Here is a 15686-nt window from a genome sequence, read left to right as displayed (position 1 = left end):
GCTCCCAGCGGTTCCGGCGTCAGACTAACCGGTCGGTATGCCCGGTGGAAGGGGTGTCCCGCGCGGGGCCGGTCCGGTTCGTTCCCCGGAACGGCCGGGCGCGCTAGCGTGCGTGCGCATGACACCCGCCACGATCACGGAGGTCACCGCATGAAGCTGTCCAGACGGAGCCTGCTGGCCACCACCACGGCCGCGGTCGCGGTCTCCGCCGCGCCGGCCGCCGCCGCTTCCGGGCCGGGGCGCGGGGGCGGCCGGGGGCTGCGCACCGGGTTCGAACGGCTCGCCGCGGACGGCTACGGGCTGCTCGACGGGCGGCGCGTGGGCGTGGTCACCAACCCGACGGGTGTCACCCGGGACGCGCGGCACATCGTCGACGTGATGCACGCCGACGACCGGGTGGACCTGGCCGCCGTCTTCGGCCCCGAGCACGGCTTCCGGGGCACCGCCCAGGCGGGCGGCTCGGAGGGCCGCTACGACGATCCGGCGACCGGCCTGCCGGTCTACGACACGTACCTGAAGAGCGGGCAGGCGCTCGCCGACGTCTTCACCGCGTCCGGCGTGGACACGGTCGTCTTCGACATCCAGGACGTGGGCGCGCGGTTCTACACGTACATCTGGACGCTGTTCGACTGCATGGAGGCCGCCGCGCTCGCGGGCAGGCGGTTCGTCGTCCTGGACCGGCCGAACCCGGTGACCGGGCGGGCCGCGCTGGGTCCGGTGCTGCACGAGGAGTTCGCGACGTTCGTCGGGCGGCAGCCCATCTCGCAGGCGCACGGGATGACGGTGGCGGAGCTGGCGCTGCTGTTCAACGGGGAGTTCCTGACGGCGCCGGTGCCGCTGGAGACCGTGCCGATGTCGGGCTGGCGGCGGTCGGACTTCTACGACGCCTCCGGGCTGCCGTGGGTGCCGCCGAGCCCGAACATGCCGACGCCCGAGACGGCGCTGGTGTACGCGGGGACGTGCCTGTTCGAGGGGACGAACCTGTCGGAGGGGCGCGGGACCACCCGGCCGTTCGAACTGCTGGGGGCGGAGGGGATCGACGGGCGCTGGGCGGAGGAGGCGAACGCGCTGGGGCTCGCGGGCGTGCGCTTCCGGGAGGCGTACTTCGCGCCGGTGTTCTCCAAGTTCCAGGGGAGGACCGTCGGGGGTGTCCAGGTGCACGTGCACGACCGGGAGGCGTTCGACCCGGTGCGGACGGGAATCGGGCTGCTGATCACCGCCAAGCGGTCGTGGAGCGGTTTCGCCTGGCGCCCGGACCACTGGATCGACAAGCTCACCGGCTCCGCGCGCGTACGCACCATGATCGACGCGGGCGCGGACACGGACGAGGTGGTGGCCGGCTGGCAGGAGGAGCTGGCGGGGTTCCAAAGGACACGGCGGGAGTACCTGCTGTACCGCTGAGAGCGGGGGCGGTACGGGACGGCGGCGGGCGGCGGCCCGCCGCCGTTTTGCGCCGGGCGTGCATATCGGCGGGGTCTTCAGGAACCCGTGGAAGTTCCCGGGAGTTCTCAGGCTGACGAGGAGCGGCCGCTCCCCGCGGGGAGGGCACGGAGCGGGTTACCGTCGGTATCCCCGTGAACGACCACAACTGAAGCAGGGATCACGGGAGTTGCCCCGTGAGTCCCCGCGGCCGGCTGATGGGGGCCATCGAAAAAAGGATGGAGCCGATTCGCGTGTCGATACGTCTATTCGGCGACGTCCGTTCGACGACGCCGAAGTGACCGGATTACAGGTGCAGGTGTGACGGAGGTGCAGGACGATGGCCGGTTTCCGGAGTCTGGCGAGACAGGTCCGAGATCCCCGGTGCGATCTGGCGCTGCGGCGCTATTCGCTGCGCAAGTGCCTTGAGCGGTTCGCTCCCTACGGGCACCGGGCGACCTGGGACCATCTGTGTGCGCGGGCCGGGTTCGATCCCGAGGACCGCTCCGTCGACCCGGCGCGGCTCGTGGCCGCACTGGACGAGCTGGAGGAGGCCCGGGCGGTCTGGCTGGCCTATGAGGTGGAGTTCGCCGACCGCCGCAGGAAGGAGAAGCACGACGGGCTGCGCAGGCCGGGCAGTGTGGACGACTGGCACCGGCTGACCTGGGGCGGTTTCGGTGTGGCCTGGTGCGACGATCCGCGGGTGCATCCGCGCGAGCCGCTGGCCGAGGTGCTGCGGCGGCTGATAGCCGCGCTGGAGCGCGAGCCGGGTACGGTCTGCCCCGTGTGCCGGGGGGAACGGCTCATGTGGCGCTTCGACCTGGATCACGAGCCGTCGACGGGGCCGGTCTGCACGGACTGCGGGATCCTGGTGCCGCGTCCCGTGCTCACCCCGGCGGCCCTGGCGGACGCGCGTCGGGCGAGGCTGCTGGTGTCGGCCTGAGGAGTGGCGACGTGCCGCGGCTGCGGGGGCCTGAGGAGTGGCGACGTGCCGCGGCTGCGGGCGGATGTGCCCCGGGGCGCCCGGCGACGCACCGCGGCTGCGGCAGTCAGGGGGTGGCGGGGCGGGGGTGTGGGGGGTGTTCGGGGAGCAGGCGGGAGCCTGTCAGGCGGTCGCCCGAGATGTCGTTCGGGTTGGACAGGACGCAGCTCTCCAGTGAGAGGCAGCCGCAGCCGATGCAGTCCGTGAGGTGGTCACGCAGGCGGTTGAGCTGCCTGATGCGTTCGTCCAGCTCCGAGCGCCACGCCTCGGAGAGGTGCGCCCAGTCGTCCCGGGTGGGCGTGCGCCCCTCGGGCAGCTCGGCGAGCGCCTCGCGGATCGTGGCGAGCGGGATGCCGACACGCTGGGCGGCGCGGATGAAGGCGACCCGGCGCAGGGTGTCACGGCTGTAGCGGCGCTGATTGCCCGAGGTGCGGCGACTGCCGATCAGGCCCTTGGCCTCGTAGAAGCGCAGGGCCGAGACGGCGGCGCCGCTGCGGGCGGAGAGCTGGCCGACCGTGAGCTCGTGGATCTTCTCGGGTATCTGGGGCACTCCCCGAACCCTACCCACCCGTCCGGCGGCCGGCCGTCGTTGACAGGGGACGTCCGGCACACCATGCTAAGCAGTTGCTTAGGCATGCGCACACCGATGCGCTGCGACTCCGCGACGCGAGAGGCCGGGACATGGCAGAGCCGAGGATCTTCACGTCCGTCGACGACCTGAAGGCGGCGGTGGGCGAACAGCTGGGGTACACCGACTGGCTGGAGGTCGACCAGAAGCGGATCGACCTGTTCGCCGAGGCCACCGGGGACCACCAGTGGATCCACGTCGACCCGGAGAAGGCCGCGGCGGGGCCGTTCGGGACGACCATCGCGCACGGCTATCTGACGCTGTCGCTGCTGCCGCTGTTCGGCCCGCAGCTGATCTCCGTCGAGGGCGTGAAGATGGGCGTCAACTACGGCACCAACAAGGTGCGCTTCCCCGCCCCGGTCCCGGTCGGCTCGCGGGTGCGCGCGACCGCGACGATCACCGCCGTCGACGAGGTGCCGGGCGGTGTCCAGGTGGCCACGGCGTTCACCGTGGAGCGCGAGGGCGGCGACAAGCCGGTGTGCGTCGCCGAGTCGGTGGCCCGCTACTACCTCTGAGCGGGGCCGGCCCCCCGGGCCCCGACCATCCTGAGCACGAGGTCGGCGTAGAGCGCGCCGACCTCCTCGGGGGTGCGGGGACCGTCGACGTTGAACCAGCGGGCCACGTCGATGCACAGGGAGAGCACGGCGAGCGTGGTCCCCTGGACGTCGATGACGTCGAACTCGCCGGAGCGCACGCCCTCCTCGATGATCCCGCGCACCTCGGCGTCGACCTGCCGGCGCAGTCCGAGGATCTCGGCGCGGGCGTCGGGGCCGAGCGAGTCGAGTTCGTACTGCACGACCCTGGCGGTGGTCCGGCCGCCCGCGTGCCAGCGGACGAAGGAGCTGACCGCCTCGGCGAGCCGCTCACCGGGGGTGCCCTCGGCGCGGGCCGCCGTGCGCAGGATCTCGACGGCCTTCTGGTGGCCGATCCTGCTGATGCGGTGGAGCAGCTCTTCCTTGGTCTTGTAGTGGATGTAGAGCGCGGCCGGGCTCATCCCGGCGCGGCCCGCGATGTCGCGGGTCGTCGTGGCGTGGTAGCCGCGCTCCGCGAACGCCTCCACGGCGGCGAGCAGCAATCGCCGGGCCGCGTCGGGCGTGACCTCACCCCACGGTTGCGCCTCGGCGCCGGCCGACTCCTCCGCCGTACTCATCGCTCACCTCATTCGCTGGCAGGGACACCACCATACCGGCAAGGGTGAGCGCTCGCTTAGCGCGCCCGTCGTCACAGCTTCTGCAGCGGGTCGTACTCGGAGAGCATCTTCTCCAGGCGGGCCTGGTCGACCCGGTTGACGATCTGCCCGGCCTCCTGGCGGTCGCGGATGACCTTGGCCAGGGTGAAGGCGGAGGTGACGAGGTACAGGACCGCGATGCCCAGGAAGGCGCGGACCCAGGCGTCGGCCTCGAGGTTGAAGATGCCGACCGCGGTGGCGCCCATGGCCACTCCGAAGGACGCGACGGCCTGGCCGTAGAAGGCGGCCGTGCTCTGCTGCTTGACCGGTGTGTCGCTCATGGGGAAAAGGATCGGCGGATGTGGCCGCGGCCACATCCGCTCGGCTACTCAGGCATGTACTCAGAAGGCCGAGACCCCGGTCAGGGCGCGGCCGATGACCAGCTTCTGGATCTGGCTGGTGCCCTCGTAGAGGGTCATCACGCGGGCGTCGCGCAGGAGTTTTCCGGCCGGGTACTCGTCGATGTAGCCGTAGCCGCCGAAGACCTGCAGGGCGTTGTTGGCGGCGCGGACGGCGGCCTCCGAGGCGAAGAGCTTGGCCTTGGAGGACTCGACGGCGAAGGGCTTGCCCCGGTCGATCAGGTCGGCGACCCGCCAGGTGAGCAGCCGGGCCGCGTCGACGTCCACGGCGATGTCGCTGATCAGCTCCTGGACGAGCTGGTGACGGGCGATGGGCTTGCCGAACTGCTCCCGCTCCCCCGCGTAGCGCACGGCCGCGTCCAGGGCGGCCTGCGCTATGCCGACACAGCCGGCCGCGACCGACATGCGGCCCTTGGCGAGGGCGGACATGGCGACCGAGAAGCCCTTGCCCTCCTCGCCCAGCATCGCGGAGGCGGGCACGCGCACGTCCTCGAGGACCAGTTCGGCGGTGGCCTGGCCGCGCAGGCCCAGCTTGCCGTGGACGGGGCGGCGGGTCAGGCCGGGGGTGTCGGTGGGGACGAGGAAGGCGGAGACGCCCTGGTGGCCGGGGGCGTCGGTGGAGCGGGCGAAGAGCAGGACGACGTCGGCCCAGGTGCCGTTGGTGATGAACATCTTGGTGCCGTTGACGACGTAGTCGTCCCCGTCGCGGACCGCGCGGGTGGTGAGGTTGCCGGCGTCCGACCCCGTGCCGGGCTCGGTGAGGCCGAAGCAGCCGACGTACTCCCCGGAGGTGAGCCCCGGCAGCCAGGCGTGCTTCTGCTCCTCGCTCCCCCAGGCGGCGATCGTCTTGGCGACCAGGCCGAGGGAGACCGAGACGATGCCGCGCACGGAGGAGTCGCCGCGACCCAGCTCCTCGGTGACCAGGCAGTACGCGAGGTGGTCGCCGCCGCTGCCGCCGTACTCCTCGTCGATCGTCAGCCCCAGGAAGCCGACCTCGCCGAGCTTCTTCACGATGCCGCGGTCGACCTCCTCGGCGCGGTCCCAGGCGGTGGCGTGGGGCACGACCTCGCGCTCCACGAAGTCCCGGGCGAGCCGGCGGACGGCCTCCTGCTCCTCGCTGAGCTCCAGGTTCATACCGAGTCACCCCATGTGAGATCCATGCGACACGTACGCATTTAAATTAGCACTGCTAGTTTCCAGGTGCAGCCCTACTATGTGCGCCATGGCCCGACCGCGCAAGCCCTTGCTGAGCACCGACCGGATCGTCGGTACGGCCCGTGCGCTGGTGGACGCGGAGGGCCTCGCGGCCGTCTCCACGCGCCGGCTCGCCGCGGAACTGGGGGTGAGCGGGCCCTCGCTCTACAACCACTTCCGCACCAAGGACGAGATCCTGGAGGCGGTCGCCGACTCGGTGAGCGCGCTGGTCGACCTGTCGATGTTCGAGGACGGCCGGGAGTGGCGGACCGCGCTGCACGACTGGGCGGTCTCCTACCGGGCCGCGCTGCGCGACCACCCGAACATCGTGCCGGTCCTGGCCCGCGGTCCGGGCCGCCGTCCGGCCGCGCTGCGGCTGGCCGACGCGGTCTACGGCGCGATGGTCGAGGCCGGCTGGCCGCCCGCGCAGGCCACCTCCATCGGCGCGCTGATGCGGTACTTCATCATGGGCTCCGCGCTCGGCTCGTTCGCCGGCGGCTTCGTGGACGACGCCAGCGCCTACGACCCCGCCGACTACCCGCACCTCGGACAGGCCCACCTCCTCGCCGAGCAGCAGGAGAAGATCGACGAGCGGGCCTTCGAGGCGGGGCTGAGGGCGCTGCTGGACGGGCTGGCGCTGCAGTACGAGCAGGTGCGGGCCGGCGCCTGAGCGCTCCGCGGGGGTGCGGTGATGTGCCTGTGCCTGTGCCTGTGCCGTCGATCGTCCGCGGCGCCGTCGTGGCTGGTCGCGCAGTTCCCCGCGCCCCTTCAGGGCGCCTTCGTGGCCGGTCGCGCAGTTCCCCGCGCCCCTTCAGGGTGCCTTCGTGGCTGGTCGCGCAGTTCCCCGCGCCCCTCCGGGGACCCCGGACGCTTCGGTGAGGGCCGAAGTGTCCGTGCCGCATGCTGGGGGGCATGACCACCAAGGACCCCCGGGCGGCCGGTCTCGCGCGGCTCGCCGCGCTGGCCGCCGACGAGACGCGCGCCGCATGCCTGCTGGCGCTGATGGACGGGCGGGCCTGGACCGCGGGCGAGCTGGCCCGGCACGCCGGGGTGGCCGCGTCCACGCTGAGCGAGCACCTGGGCAAGCTGGTCGCGGGCGGGCTGCTGGCCGAGGAACGGCAGGGGCGGCACCGGTACGTACGGCTGGCCGACGCGCGGGTCGCGCACCTGGTGGAGGACCTGGCCGCGCAGGTGGCTCCGGACGCCGCCGAACGCCCGCGCACGCTGCGGCAGGCGGGCGCCGGGTCGGCCATGGCCCGCGGACGCACCTGCTACGACCATCTCGCCGGACGGCTCGGCATCGCCGTCACGGACGCCTTCACCGCGCGGGGACTGCTGGTCCAGGAGACCGGGTTCTCTCTCACCGACGCGGGACTGCGCTGGTTCGGTACGGCGGGCATCGGCCTCGGCCGCCGCGGCCGGCGCCCGCTGGCCCGCGCCTGCCTCGACTGGACCGAACGCCGCCCCCATCTCGCCGGAGTGGCGGGCGCCGCCCTGTGCCGGCACGCCCTGGAGACGGGGTGGTGCGTGCGCATCGGCTCCGAGCGGGCGGTGAAGGTGACGGAGGCGGGCGAACGCGCGCTCTCCGAACTGCTGGGGATCGACGCGGAAGCCCTCCGCTGACCGGTAAGCCCCCGTCCGGAATCCGCGAGCGTCCCACCCTGACCTCCTCCTAGCCTCGGGAGCATGATGCACGTCCCCACCCCCCGTTCCGACCGGATGCTCGCGGCCTGCGCCGCCGGTGTCACCGTCGTGCTGTGGGCCTCCGCCTTCGTGTCCATCCGCAGTGCGGGAGCCGCGTACTCACCAGGGGCGCTCGCGCTCGGGCGGCTGCTGGCCGGGGCGCTGACGCTGGGCGTGTTCTGTCTGCTGCGGCGGGAAGGGCTCCCGCCCCGGGCGGCCTGGCGGGGGATCCTGATATCGGGGCTGCTCTGGTTCGGGTTCTACATGGTGGCCCTCAACTGGGGCGAGCAGCAGGTCGACGCCGGTACGGCCGCGCTGGTGGTGAACATCGGGCCGATCCTCATCGCCCTGCTCGGCACCCGGCTGCTCGGGGACTCGATGCCGCCGAGGCTGCTGGCGGGGATGGCCGTGTCGTTCGCCGGCGCGGTGACCGTGGGGCTGTCGATGTCCGGCGAGGGCGGGTCGTCGGTGCTCGGCGTGGCGCTGTGCCTGCTGGCGGCCGTGGCGTACGCGGCCGGGGTGGTCGCGCAGAAGCCGGCGCTGGGTGCGGCGAGCCCGCTGCAGGTGACGACGTACGGGTGCCTGGTGGGGGCGGTGGCCTGTCTGCCGTTCGCCGGGCAGCTCGTGCGGGAGGCCGCCGAGGCTCCGGTCACCGCCACGCTCAACATGGTCTACCTGGGCGTCTTCCCGACCGCCCTCGCCTTCACCACCTGGGCCTACGCCCTGGCCCGTACGACCGCGAGCCGGATGGGCGCGACCACGTACGCGGTGCCCGCGCTGGTCGTGCTGATGTCGTGGCTGGCGCTCGGCGAGGTGCCGGGCCCGCTCACCCTGGTGGGCGGTGTCCTGTGCCTCGCGGGCGTGGCGGTGTCACGGTCCCGGTCGAGGGCCTCGGCACGGGCGGCCGCGGTCCCGGTCGCCCGGGAGGAGACCGCCCGCGAGCCGCGCTAGAACACCACCAGTGCCCGTCCGCCCTTGCCGGCCAGCATGGTGTCGAAGGCGGCCGGGATGTCGTCCAGGGCGATGTGTCCGGTGACCAGGGCTTTCAGGTCGAGACGGCCGGCTCGGACGTGTTCGGCGAGGACCGGCAGGTCGCGGGCCGGGTCGGAGTTGCCGTAGACGCAGCCGGAGAGGGTGCGGCCCCAGTGGAAGATCTCCAGGGCGTTGAAGGTGACCTGCTGGTCCTTGCCGCCGATGCCGACGACCGTGGTGCGTCCGCCGCGCCGGGTGGATTCCCAGGCGGTGCGGATGGTGACCGCGCGGCCGACGCACTCGACGGCCACGTCCACGCCCTCCTTGCCGGTGAGGGCGCGGATCTGCCGGGGGGTGGTGTCGGAGGCGACGAGGTAGTCGGTGGCGCCCGCGGACCGCGCGAGTTCCTCCTTCTCCGGGGAGACGTCGACCGCGATGATCGTGGAGGCGCCCGCGATCCGGGCCGCCTGGAGGGCGGCGAGGCCCACTCCCCCGACGCCGAACACCGCGACGGTCTCCCCCGGGCGCACCCGCGCGGAGTGGTGGACGGCGCCGTAGCCGGTGAGCACCGCGCAGCCCAGCAGGGCGGCGTCGGTGAGCGGGACGCCGTCCGGGGCGGGCAGCGCACAGGAGACGGGCACCACCGTCTCCTCGGCGAACGCGGCCACGTTCAGCCCCGGGTACAGGTCGGTGCCGTCGTCGGCGCGGCGGGCGTGCACCTCGGCGGCGCCGGCCAGGGCGCCCGCGCACAGCCAGACCTCGCCGCGCGCGCAGGCGGGGCAGGTGCCGCAGGAGGGCGCCCAGTTGAGGACCACGCCGTCACCGGGCGCGACCCGGGTGACGCCCTCGCCGACGGCGACGACCGTGCCGGCGCCCTCGTGGCCGAGGACGGCCGGGACGGGCAGGCGCATGGTGCCGTCGGACAGGGACAGGTCGGAGTGGCAGACCCCGGCGGCGGCGAGCCGGACGCGGACCCGGCCGGGGCCGGGGTCGGGCAGGTCGATCCCGGTGATCTCCAGCGGGGCACCGACGGCGGGCAGAACGGCGGCTCGTACGGCCATGGTGGATTCGACTCCCCTAGAACTGGAGGGACTTGGTCTGCAGGTACTCGGTCAGGCCGTGGGCGCCGAGTTCGCGGCCCACACCGGACTGCTTGTAACCGCCGAAGGGGGCCAGTGGGTTGAAGCGGCCGCCGTTGATGTCGACCTGGCCGGTCTCCATGCGGCGGGCGAAGGCCACCGCCTCCGCCTCGTCGCCGGCCCAGACCGCGCCGGCCAGGCCGTAGACGGTGCCGTTGGCGATGCGCAGGGCGTCGTCCTCGTCGTCGTAGCGCAGGACCGACAGGACGGGGCCGAAGATCTCCTCCTGGGCGATGGTCATTTCCGGGGTGACGTCGGCGAAGACCGTGGGGCTGACGTGGTAGCCCTTCTCGTGCGGGGAGTCGGGGCCGCCCGCGACCAGCCGGGCGCCCTCGGCGACACCCTTGGCGATGTACCCGCGTACGCGTTCTTGCTGCTTGGCGTTGACGAGCGGGCCGATGCGGTCGCCGTACTTTGCGGCGGCGGCCGCGGCGAGCTCCACGGCCTCGTCGTACCGGTCGTGGTGGACCAGCATGCGGGTCCAGGCACTGCACGTCTGGCCGGAGTTGGACATGACGTTGGCGACGCCGACGTTGACCGCGCGGGCCAGGTCGGCGCTGGGCAGGATGACGTTGGCGGACTTGCCGCCGAGTTCCAGGGCGACCTTCTTCACCATGCCCGAGGCGATGGCGCCGATGCGGCGGCCGACGGCGGTGGAGCCGGTGAAGGAGACCAGGTCGACGCCCGGGTGCTCGGCGAGGGCCTGCCCGGCCACCGGGCCGAGACCGGTGACGAGGTTGAACACGCCCGCCGGGATCCCTGCCTCGTGCACGGCCTCGGCGAACAGCCGGGCGACCAGCGGGGTGTCCTCGGCGGGCTTGACCACGATGGTGCAGCCGGCCGCGAGGGCGGGGGCGGTCTTGGCGACGATCTGGTGGAGCGGGTAGTTCCAGGGGGTGATCGCGCCGACCACGCCGACGGGCTCGTGGAACACCGTCGAGTTGCCCGCCTTCTCCTCGAAGGCGTACGTCGCCGCCAGCTCGGCGTACGAGCCGGCCACGGCGATCGGCACGCCCGCGTGGACCGCCTGCGAGAGCTTGAGGGGTGAGCCGAGTTCGGCGGTCACCGTCCGGGCGATCTCGTCCTGCCGGGCCACGAGCACGTCCCGCAGCGCGGCCAGCCGGGCGGCGCGCTCGGCGGGCGGGGTGGCGGCCCAGGCGGGGAGGGCGGCGCGGGCGGCGCGCACGGCGGCGTCGACGTCCTCCACGGTGCCCGCGGGGACGGTGGCGATCACCTGTTCGTCGGCCGGGTTCACCACCTCGATCACGTCCGGGCCGGCGGCGGGGCGCCAGGCGCCGTCGATGTACATGCCGTCGTGTGCCTTCATCGCGCTTCCTCCGGGGCGGGGCGTCGGTGTCCGACCGCTCAGTTCGTGCGAGCTCCTAAACTAGCGATGTTAGTTTTCCCGCGCCAGAGGTCTCCTCACGACCGTGTCACTTCACTCCTCCAGGTCGGGCAGCCGTGCCGGATTCGGGCAGATCCGCTCGCCCTGCTGGTCGAAGACGAAGAGATGGGCGAGGTCGACCAGGAGCGGCACCTGCATGCCGTGCCGGAGGCGGATGTCGGGGGTGGTGCGGACGATGAGGTCGCCGGGGACGCGGGGCTCGGCGGAGGCGGGGACCTGGTCCGGCCGTCCGGAGCGGTCCAGCGTCGCCACCGGGCCGGCGCGCAGCGCCCCGGCGCGTTCCCGCAGCCGGTGCAGGACCGTGCCCTCGCGGCGGCGGCGCCGGGCCGGGCGCTCGGGCCGCGGGCGCGGGGCCTCCAGGTCGGGGACGACGGCGGGACGGGAGCCGGTGTCGAAGTGCACGAGGACCTCGTGGCCCTGGAACTCCAGGTGCTCCACCAGGCCGGTGAGCGCCACCTCGCCGGTCCGCGCGGCGGACGGCTTGGCGATCCGTACGGCCTCCGAGCGCAGGCCCACGATGACCTCGCGGCCCTGCTGCACCCGCAGCAACTGGTGGTCCAGGGAGAGCGGTTCGGGCAGCCGCAGGAACTGCTTGCCGAGGCTGATGGTCATCGCCCCGTCGAGCGGGGCGCGCACCAGGCCGCGCAGCAGATTGATGCGCGGGGTGCCGACGAACGCGGCGACGAAGACGTTGCTCGGCAGCCCGTACACGGTGCGCGGGGTGCCGACCTGCTGGAGGACGCCGCCACGCAGCACGGCGACGCGATCGCCGAGCGACATGGCCTCGGACTGGTCGTGGGTGACGTAGACGGTGGTGACGCCCAACTCCCGGGTGAGCTGGGAGATCTCGGCGCGCAGCCGGTTGCGGAGCTTGGCGTCGAGATTGGACAGCGGCTCGTCCATCAGGAAGGCGGAGGGGTGACGGGCGATGGCCCGGCCCATGGCGACGCGCTGGCGTTCCCCGCCGGAGAGCTGGGCGGGGAAGCGGTCGAGGAGGTCCTCGATGCCGAGCATGCGGGCGGTGGCGTCCACGCGCGGGGCCGGGTCGGCGCCGGGGGACTCGATGCGGAGCGGGAAGCCGATGTTGTCGCGGCCGGTCATGCTCGGGTACAGGGCGAAGTTCTGGAACACCATCGCCATGTCCCGGTCGGAGGGCGGCAGTTCGTTGCCGTACTCGCCGTCGAGGAACAGCCGGCCCTCGTCGATCTCCTCCAGTCCGGCGATCATCCGGAGCACGGTGGACTTGCCGCAGCCGGAGGGGCCGAGCAGGACGAGGAACTCACCGGGCGCGATGTCCAGCGACAGCCGGTCCACCACGCGGACGTCTCGCGTGTATGCCTTGCTCACGTCGTGCAGGGAGATGGCGCGTGTCATGAGGGTGCCCCCGGGGGCGGATCTGGGCGCTGGCGCTCCGCGTTCGGAACGCCCCGCACGGGTCGCACGGGGCGTATGGGTCACGGAAGCTAACGGAAAGTAGCGGCCGGGGGAAGATGCCGGGCGGGATCGGGGCGCTCCGGTCCAGCAGGTGAGAAAGCGGACGTCCGGATTCAGCGGACGTCCTGGCCCTCCGGGGTGACCGGTGTTCCGCGTCAGTCGTCTCCACTGCTCCCGTCGTCGCCGCTTCCCGAGCGGCCGCTCGAACGGCTCGACCGGAGCAGTTCGCCCGCCGCCAGGGTCGCCCTCGCCACTCCGCGGACCCAGCGCGGACCGCCCCGGGTCGCCCAGACGACGCAGACGCATCCTCCGACGACGAGAACGAGGACAACGGACAGGACGAGCAGAAACATGTGGTCCCCCTCTGTGTGTGCACGGCACATGTGCGCACGGGCCCGCCTCTCGATGGGCGGCATGTGCGATCGCGCCATCCTGCCAGTGCGGACGCGCCCGCCGGGCACCGGCTAGCGAGCCGTACGGCGCCGGGGGCGGGCCCCGGTGTCCTTCCGGGGGGACGGCGGGTCCTCCGCCGGCCGGGACGGGGTGCGCAGGGCGACGCCCGAAGCCAGGAACAGCAGCGCGCCCAGCATCACGAACGGGGCCGCCACGCCCGCGACCCCCGCGATCAGGCCCGCCGCCGCGGGCGCGGCGACCTGGCCCAGGCGGTTGCCGGTGAGGCGCAGGGCGAGGGCGGTGGAGCGGGCCTCGGCGGGGGCGGCCTGGACGACCGTCGTCATGGACAGCGGCTGACCGACGCCCAGGCAGAAGCCGAGGACGGCCAGGACCAGGGCCAGCGCCCAGACCGGCAGCGGCAGCGCGAGGCCCGCGCACAGCAGTGCCGCCAGCAGGCAGGTCACCGTCAGCAGCACCGTGCGGCCGAGCAGGCGCAGCAGCGGGGTGAGGACCAGCCGGCAGGCGATGGTGGCCGCCGCGCGGAGGCTGAGCAGCAGGCCGATGACGGCCGGGTCGATGCCCCGGTGCTCGCCGACCACCGGGAGGTAGGCGGTGAGGATGTCGGTCGCGGACAGCACGGCCAGGCTGATGAGGATGCCCGCGGGGACGCCACGGGCGCGCAGGATGCCTCGTACGGGCACCCGTGCGCCCTGCCCCGTACGGGGTTTCAGGTCCCCGGGCCGCTCTATGCGCCACAGCGAGGTGAGCGCGACGGCGCCGCCCGCTCCCGCCGCCAGCAGGGCGAGCGCGCTGGTCCGGGCCATGTCCGCGCCGATCAGCGCGCCCGCCGCGATGGGGCCGACCAGCTGGCCGAGCGAGGCGCCGATGGTGAAGTGGCCGAAGTTGCGGTCCTGTTCGTGCGGCGCGGACTGACGGGCGACGAGGGACTGCGCGCCGATGACGAAGCAGAGGTGGCCGAGGCCCATCACCCCGCTCCACAGGGCCATCGTCCCCAGCGATCCGGCGAGGCCGCTCAGCGCGCAGCCGCCGGAGATGAGCACCACGCCGGCCGGGAGCAGGGGCGCGCAGCGGCCGTGGTCGGTGCGCCGGCCGAGCGGTACGGCGGCGAACAGCGGCAGCAGCGCGTACACGCCCGCGATCACACCGACCGCCCGCTCGTCCGCGCCCAGCGCGAGCGCCCGGTAGGAGACGGCGGGCCGGGCCATCGACACCGCCCCCTGCGCGAAGCCGAAGGCGATGACGAGGCGGAGCAGCCAGCCGCGGTTCCCGCCGGGCGCCATGATCGGGTCCTTCCTGACAGAGTGGTCCGGGTGTCCGGTTCAGATGATGCCGAACAGGATTCCGGCCGCGAGGATCAGCAGGCAGATCAGGGCCGCCCACTTCACCACGAACCGGGTGTGGTCGCCGAACTCGACCTTGGCCATGCCGACCAGGACGTACACGGCGGGGACGAGCGGGCTGGACATGTGCAGCGGCTGGCCGACGAGGGAGGCGCGGGCCATCTCCAGCGGGGAGACGCCGTGCGCGGCGCCGGCTTCGGCGAGGACGGGCAGGACGCCGAAGTAGAAGCCGTCGTTGGACATGAAGTAGGTGAGGGGCAGGCTGAGCACGCCGGTGACCAGGGCCATGTGCGGGCCCATGCCCTCGGGGATGACGTCCACCATCCACTCGGCCATGTGGTCGACCATGCCGGTGCCCTGGAGGACGCCGGTGAAGACGGCGGCGGCGAAGACCATGCCGGAGACGTTGAGGACGTTGTCGGCGTGGGCCGCGAGCCGGGCCTTCTGGTCGGGGATGTGCGGGAAGTTGACGGAGAGCGCGAGGGCGGCGCCGAGCAGGAACAGCACCGGGATCGGCAGCAACTCCATGATCATGGAGGTGAGCAGGGCGACCGTGAGCAGCGCGTTGAACCAGTACAGCCTGGGGCGCAGGGTGGGGCGGTTCGGGTCGAGGCCCTGGAAGTCGTCGTCGTCCTCCGCGTCGGCGTCGGTACCACCGGTCGCGGTGGTGTGCTTCCCCGAACCGGAACCGGAACCGGAGCCGCCGCCCGCGCCGACGAGGACCGTCTCCGTCTCCTCGGCGTTCTCCTTCACCAGCGCCTCGTCCAGCGTCAGCACGCCCAGCCGCCTGCGCTCGCGCAGACCGAGCACGTAGGCGAGGACGACGACGCCCAGCAGGCCGACCAGCAGGGCGGGGATCATCGGGACGAAGATGTCGCCGGCGTCGAGCTTGAGCGCGGTCGCCGCGCGGGCCGTGGGGCCGCCCCAGGGGAGGGTGTTCATCACGCCGTTGGCCATGGCGGCGACGCCGGTCATCACGACCAGGCTCATCTTCAGGCGCTTGTACAGCGGATACATCGCCGAGACGGTGATCATGAAGGTGGTGGAGCCGTCGCCGTCCAGGGACACGATCGCGGCGAGCAGTGCGGTGCCGACGACGATCCGCATCGGGTCCGCCTTGCAGAAGCGGAGGATGCCGCGGACGATCGGGTCGAAGAGCCCGACGTCGATCATCACACCGAAGTAGACGATCGCGAACATGAGCATCGCCGCGGTGGGCGCGAGGCTGGACACGCCGTCGATGACGTAGTCACCGAGGTGGGCGCCCTTGCCGACGAACACGCAGAACAGCGCGGGGATCAGCACGAGCGCCGCGATCGGCGACATCTTCTTCAGCATGATCAGGACCAGGAAGGTCGCGATCATGACGAAGCCGAGGATGGTCAGCATGAGTGGACACCTAACGTTCGCCCTTGAACTCCCACCAGGGCCGGCGGTGCGTCGACGTTAGGTTCCGTAAAGCGGCGTTAACAAGACGTTGACCTGCGAG

16 protein-coding genes are annotated in these 15686 nt (G+C 72.8%); 6 read left to right on the top strand and 10 right to left on the bottom strand.

The annotated features are described in order from the left end of the window. Positions 1-150 precede the first annotated feature (150 nt). Both IH50_RS0126200 and IH50_RS0126195 read left to right on the top strand, forming a co-directional pair. Positions 151-1401: an exo-beta-N-acetylmuramidase NamZ domain-containing protein gene (locus tag IH50_RS0126200; RefSeq protein ID WP_030867160.1), complete on the top strand. Its 1251-nt coding sequence runs from the start codon at positions 151-153 to the stop codon at positions 1399-1401. A gap of 358 nt (positions 1402-1759) precedes the next feature. Continuing rightward, entirely contained in the window at positions 1760-2362 is a 603-nt protein-coding gene (locus IH50_RS0126195; protein ID WP_030867158.1) for a hypothetical protein, read from the top strand. 106 nt (positions 2363-2468) lie between these two features. Here IH50_RS0126195 and soxR read toward each other — a convergent pair whose 3' ends face one another. Then, positions 2469-2951, bottom strand: coding sequence for a redox-sensitive transcriptional activator SoxR (gene soxR / locus IH50_RS0126190; RefSeq protein ID WP_030867153.1), 483 nt, complete (start codon positions 2949-2951; stop codon positions 2469-2471). 131 nt (positions 2952-3082) lie between these two features. Here soxR and IH50_RS0126185 point away from each other — a divergent pair, with 131 nt between their 5' ends. Next, on the top strand, positions 3083-3544 hold the full coding sequence (locus IH50_RS0126185) for a MaoC family dehydratase (RefSeq protein WP_030867150.1): 462 nt from the start codon (positions 3083-3085) through the stop codon (positions 3542-3544). Here IH50_RS0126185 and IH50_RS0126180 read toward each other — a convergent pair. The 3 genes from IH50_RS0126180 to IH50_RS0126170 all read right to left on the bottom strand — a co-directional run bounded on the left by IH50_RS0126180 (position 3535) and on the right by IH50_RS0126170 (position 5750). Next, positions 3535-4179, bottom strand: coding sequence for a TetR/AcrR family transcriptional regulator (locus IH50_RS0126180; protein ID WP_030867147.1), 645 nt, complete (start codon positions 4177-4179; stop codon positions 3535-3537). The genes IH50_RS0126185 and IH50_RS0126180 overlap by 10 nt on opposite strands. A gap of 71 nt (positions 4180-4250) precedes the next feature. Further along, a complete protein-coding gene (locus IH50_RS0126175) occupies positions 4251-4538 on the bottom strand; it encodes a YiaA/YiaB family inner membrane protein (protein WP_030867144.1) in 288 nt (95 codons plus the stop codon). Positions 4539-4598: 60 nt separating this feature from the next. Continuing rightward, positions 4599-5750: an acyl-CoA dehydrogenase family protein gene (locus IH50_RS0126170; RefSeq protein WP_030867140.1), complete on the bottom strand. Its 1152-nt coding sequence runs from the start codon at positions 5748-5750 to the stop codon at positions 4599-4601. A gap of 88 nt (positions 5751-5838) precedes the next feature. Between IH50_RS0126170 and IH50_RS0126165 the strand changes: the two genes are divergently transcribed. From IH50_RS0126165 to IH50_RS0126155, 3 genes are all read left to right on the top strand, one after another. After that, complete coding sequence (locus IH50_RS0126165) at positions 5839-6480, top strand: TetR/AcrR family transcriptional regulator (RefSeq protein WP_030867137.1); 642 nt, start codon at positions 5839-5841, stop codon at positions 6478-6480. Positions 6481-6722: 242 nt separating this feature from the next. Further along, a complete protein-coding gene (locus tag IH50_RS0126160) occupies positions 6723-7433 on the top strand; it encodes an ArsR/SmtB family transcription factor (protein ID WP_037872979.1) in 711 nt (236 codons plus the stop codon). A gap of 66 nt (positions 7434-7499) precedes the next feature. Further along, on the top strand, positions 7500-8444 hold the full coding sequence (locus IH50_RS0126155; RefSeq protein WP_420709128.1) for a DMT family transporter: 945 nt from the start codon (positions 7500-7502) through the stop codon (positions 8442-8444). On the opposite strand, the gene IH50_RS0126150 is transcribed toward IH50_RS0126155, so the two are convergent. The 6 genes from IH50_RS0126150 to IH50_RS0126125 form a co-directional block, all read right to left on the bottom strand. Beyond that, entirely contained in the window at positions 8441-9526 is a 1086-nt protein-coding gene (locus IH50_RS0126150; RefSeq protein ID WP_030867127.1) for a Zn-dependent alcohol dehydrogenase, read from the bottom strand. The genes IH50_RS0126155 and IH50_RS0126150 overlap by 4 nt on opposite strands. A 16-nt stretch (positions 9527-9542) precedes the next feature. Then, entirely contained in the window at positions 9543-10931 is a 1389-nt protein-coding gene (locus IH50_RS0126145; RefSeq protein WP_030867123.1) for an aldehyde dehydrogenase family protein, read from the bottom strand. A gap of 111 nt (positions 10932-11042) precedes the next feature. Next, on the bottom strand, positions 11043-12383 hold the full coding sequence (locus tag IH50_RS0126140; protein WP_030867121.1) for an ABC transporter ATP-binding protein: 1341 nt from the start codon (positions 12381-12383) through the stop codon (positions 11043-11045). A 215-nt stretch (positions 12384-12598) separates the two neighbouring features. Beyond that, positions 12599-12796: a hypothetical protein gene (locus IH50_RS0126135; RefSeq protein WP_030867118.1), complete on the bottom strand. Its 198-nt coding sequence runs from the start codon at positions 12794-12796 to the stop codon at positions 12599-12601. A 111-nt stretch (positions 12797-12907) separates the two neighbouring features. Beyond that, positions 12908-14137, bottom strand: a complete 1230-nt coding sequence (locus tag IH50_RS0126130) for an MFS transporter (RefSeq protein ID WP_030867115.1) — start codon at positions 14135-14137, stop codon at positions 12908-12910. A gap of 39 nt (positions 14138-14176) precedes the next feature. Continuing rightward, entirely contained in the window at positions 14177-15586 is a 1410-nt protein-coding gene (locus IH50_RS0126125) for a CitMHS family transporter (RefSeq protein WP_030867112.1), read from the bottom strand. Positions 15587-15686 lie beyond the last annotated feature (100 nt).

It is taken from the genome of Streptomyces sp. NRRL S-37 (assembly GCF_000721605.1).
Classification (GTDB): Bacteria; Actinomycetota; Actinomycetes; order Streptomycetales; family Streptomycetaceae; genus Streptomyces.
The sequence above is the reverse complement of the archived record's forward strand: the minus strand, read 5'-3'. Positions and strand labels throughout refer to the sequence as shown.

Excerpts from the sequence above, each read along its gene's own strand:
- IH50_RS0126175 (WP_030867144.1), bottom strand. The coding sequence starts at position 4,538 with ATGAGCGACACACCGGTCAAGCAGCAGAGCACGGCCGCCTTCTACGGC.
- IH50_RS0126180 (WP_030867147.1), bottom strand. The coding sequence starts at position 4,179 with ATGAGTACGGCGGAGGAGTCGGCCGGCGCCGAGGCGCAACCGTGGGGT.
- IH50_RS0126160 (WP_037872979.1), top strand. The coding sequence starts at position 6,723 with ATGACCACCAAGGACCCCCGGGCGGCCGGTCTCGCGCGGCTCGCCGCG.
- IH50_RS0126155 (WP_420709128.1), top strand. The coding sequence starts at position 7,500 with ATGCACGTCCCCACCCCCCGTTCCGACCGGATGCTCGCGGCCTGCGCC.
- IH50_RS0126195 (WP_030867158.1), top strand. The coding sequence starts at position 1,760 with ATGGCCGGTTTCCGGAGTCTGGCGAGACAGGTCCGAGATCCCCGGTGC.
- IH50_RS0126165 (WP_030867137.1), top strand. The coding sequence starts at position 5,839 with ATGGCCCGACCGCGCAAGCCCTTGCTGAGCACCGACCGGATCGTCGGT.
- IH50_RS0126130 (WP_030867115.1), bottom strand. The coding sequence starts at position 14,137 with ATGGCGCCCGGCGGGAACCGCGGCTGGCTGCTCCGCCTCGTCATCGCC.
- IH50_RS0126185 (WP_030867150.1), top strand. The coding sequence starts at position 3,083 with ATGGCAGAGCCGAGGATCTTCACGTCCGTCGACGACCTGAAGGCGGCG.
- IH50_RS0126145 (WP_030867123.1), bottom strand. The coding sequence starts at position 10,931 with ATGAAGGCACACGACGGCATGTACATCGACGGCGCCTGGCGCCCCGCC.
- IH50_RS0126135 (WP_030867118.1), bottom strand. The coding sequence starts at position 12,796 with ATGTTTCTGCTCGTCCTGTCCGTTGTCCTCGTTCTCGTCGTCGGAGGA.
- IH50_RS0126170 (WP_030867140.1), bottom strand. The coding sequence starts at position 5,750 with ATGAACCTGGAGCTCAGCGAGGAGCAGGAGGCCGTCCGCCGGCTCGCC.
- IH50_RS0126140 (WP_030867121.1), bottom strand. The coding sequence starts at position 12,383 with ATGACACGCGCCATCTCCCTGCACGACGTGAGCAAGGCATACACGCGA.
- IH50_RS0126200 (WP_030867160.1), top strand. The coding sequence starts at position 151 with ATGAAGCTGTCCAGACGGAGCCTGCTGGCCACCACCACGGCCGCGGTC.
- IH50_RS0126150 (WP_030867127.1), bottom strand. The coding sequence starts at position 9,526 with ATGGCCGTACGAGCCGCCGTTCTGCCCGCCGTCGGTGCCCCGCTGGAG.
- IH50_RS0126125 (WP_030867112.1), bottom strand. The coding sequence starts at position 15,586 with ATGCTGACCATCCTCGGCTTCGTCATGATCGCGACCTTCCTGGTCCTG.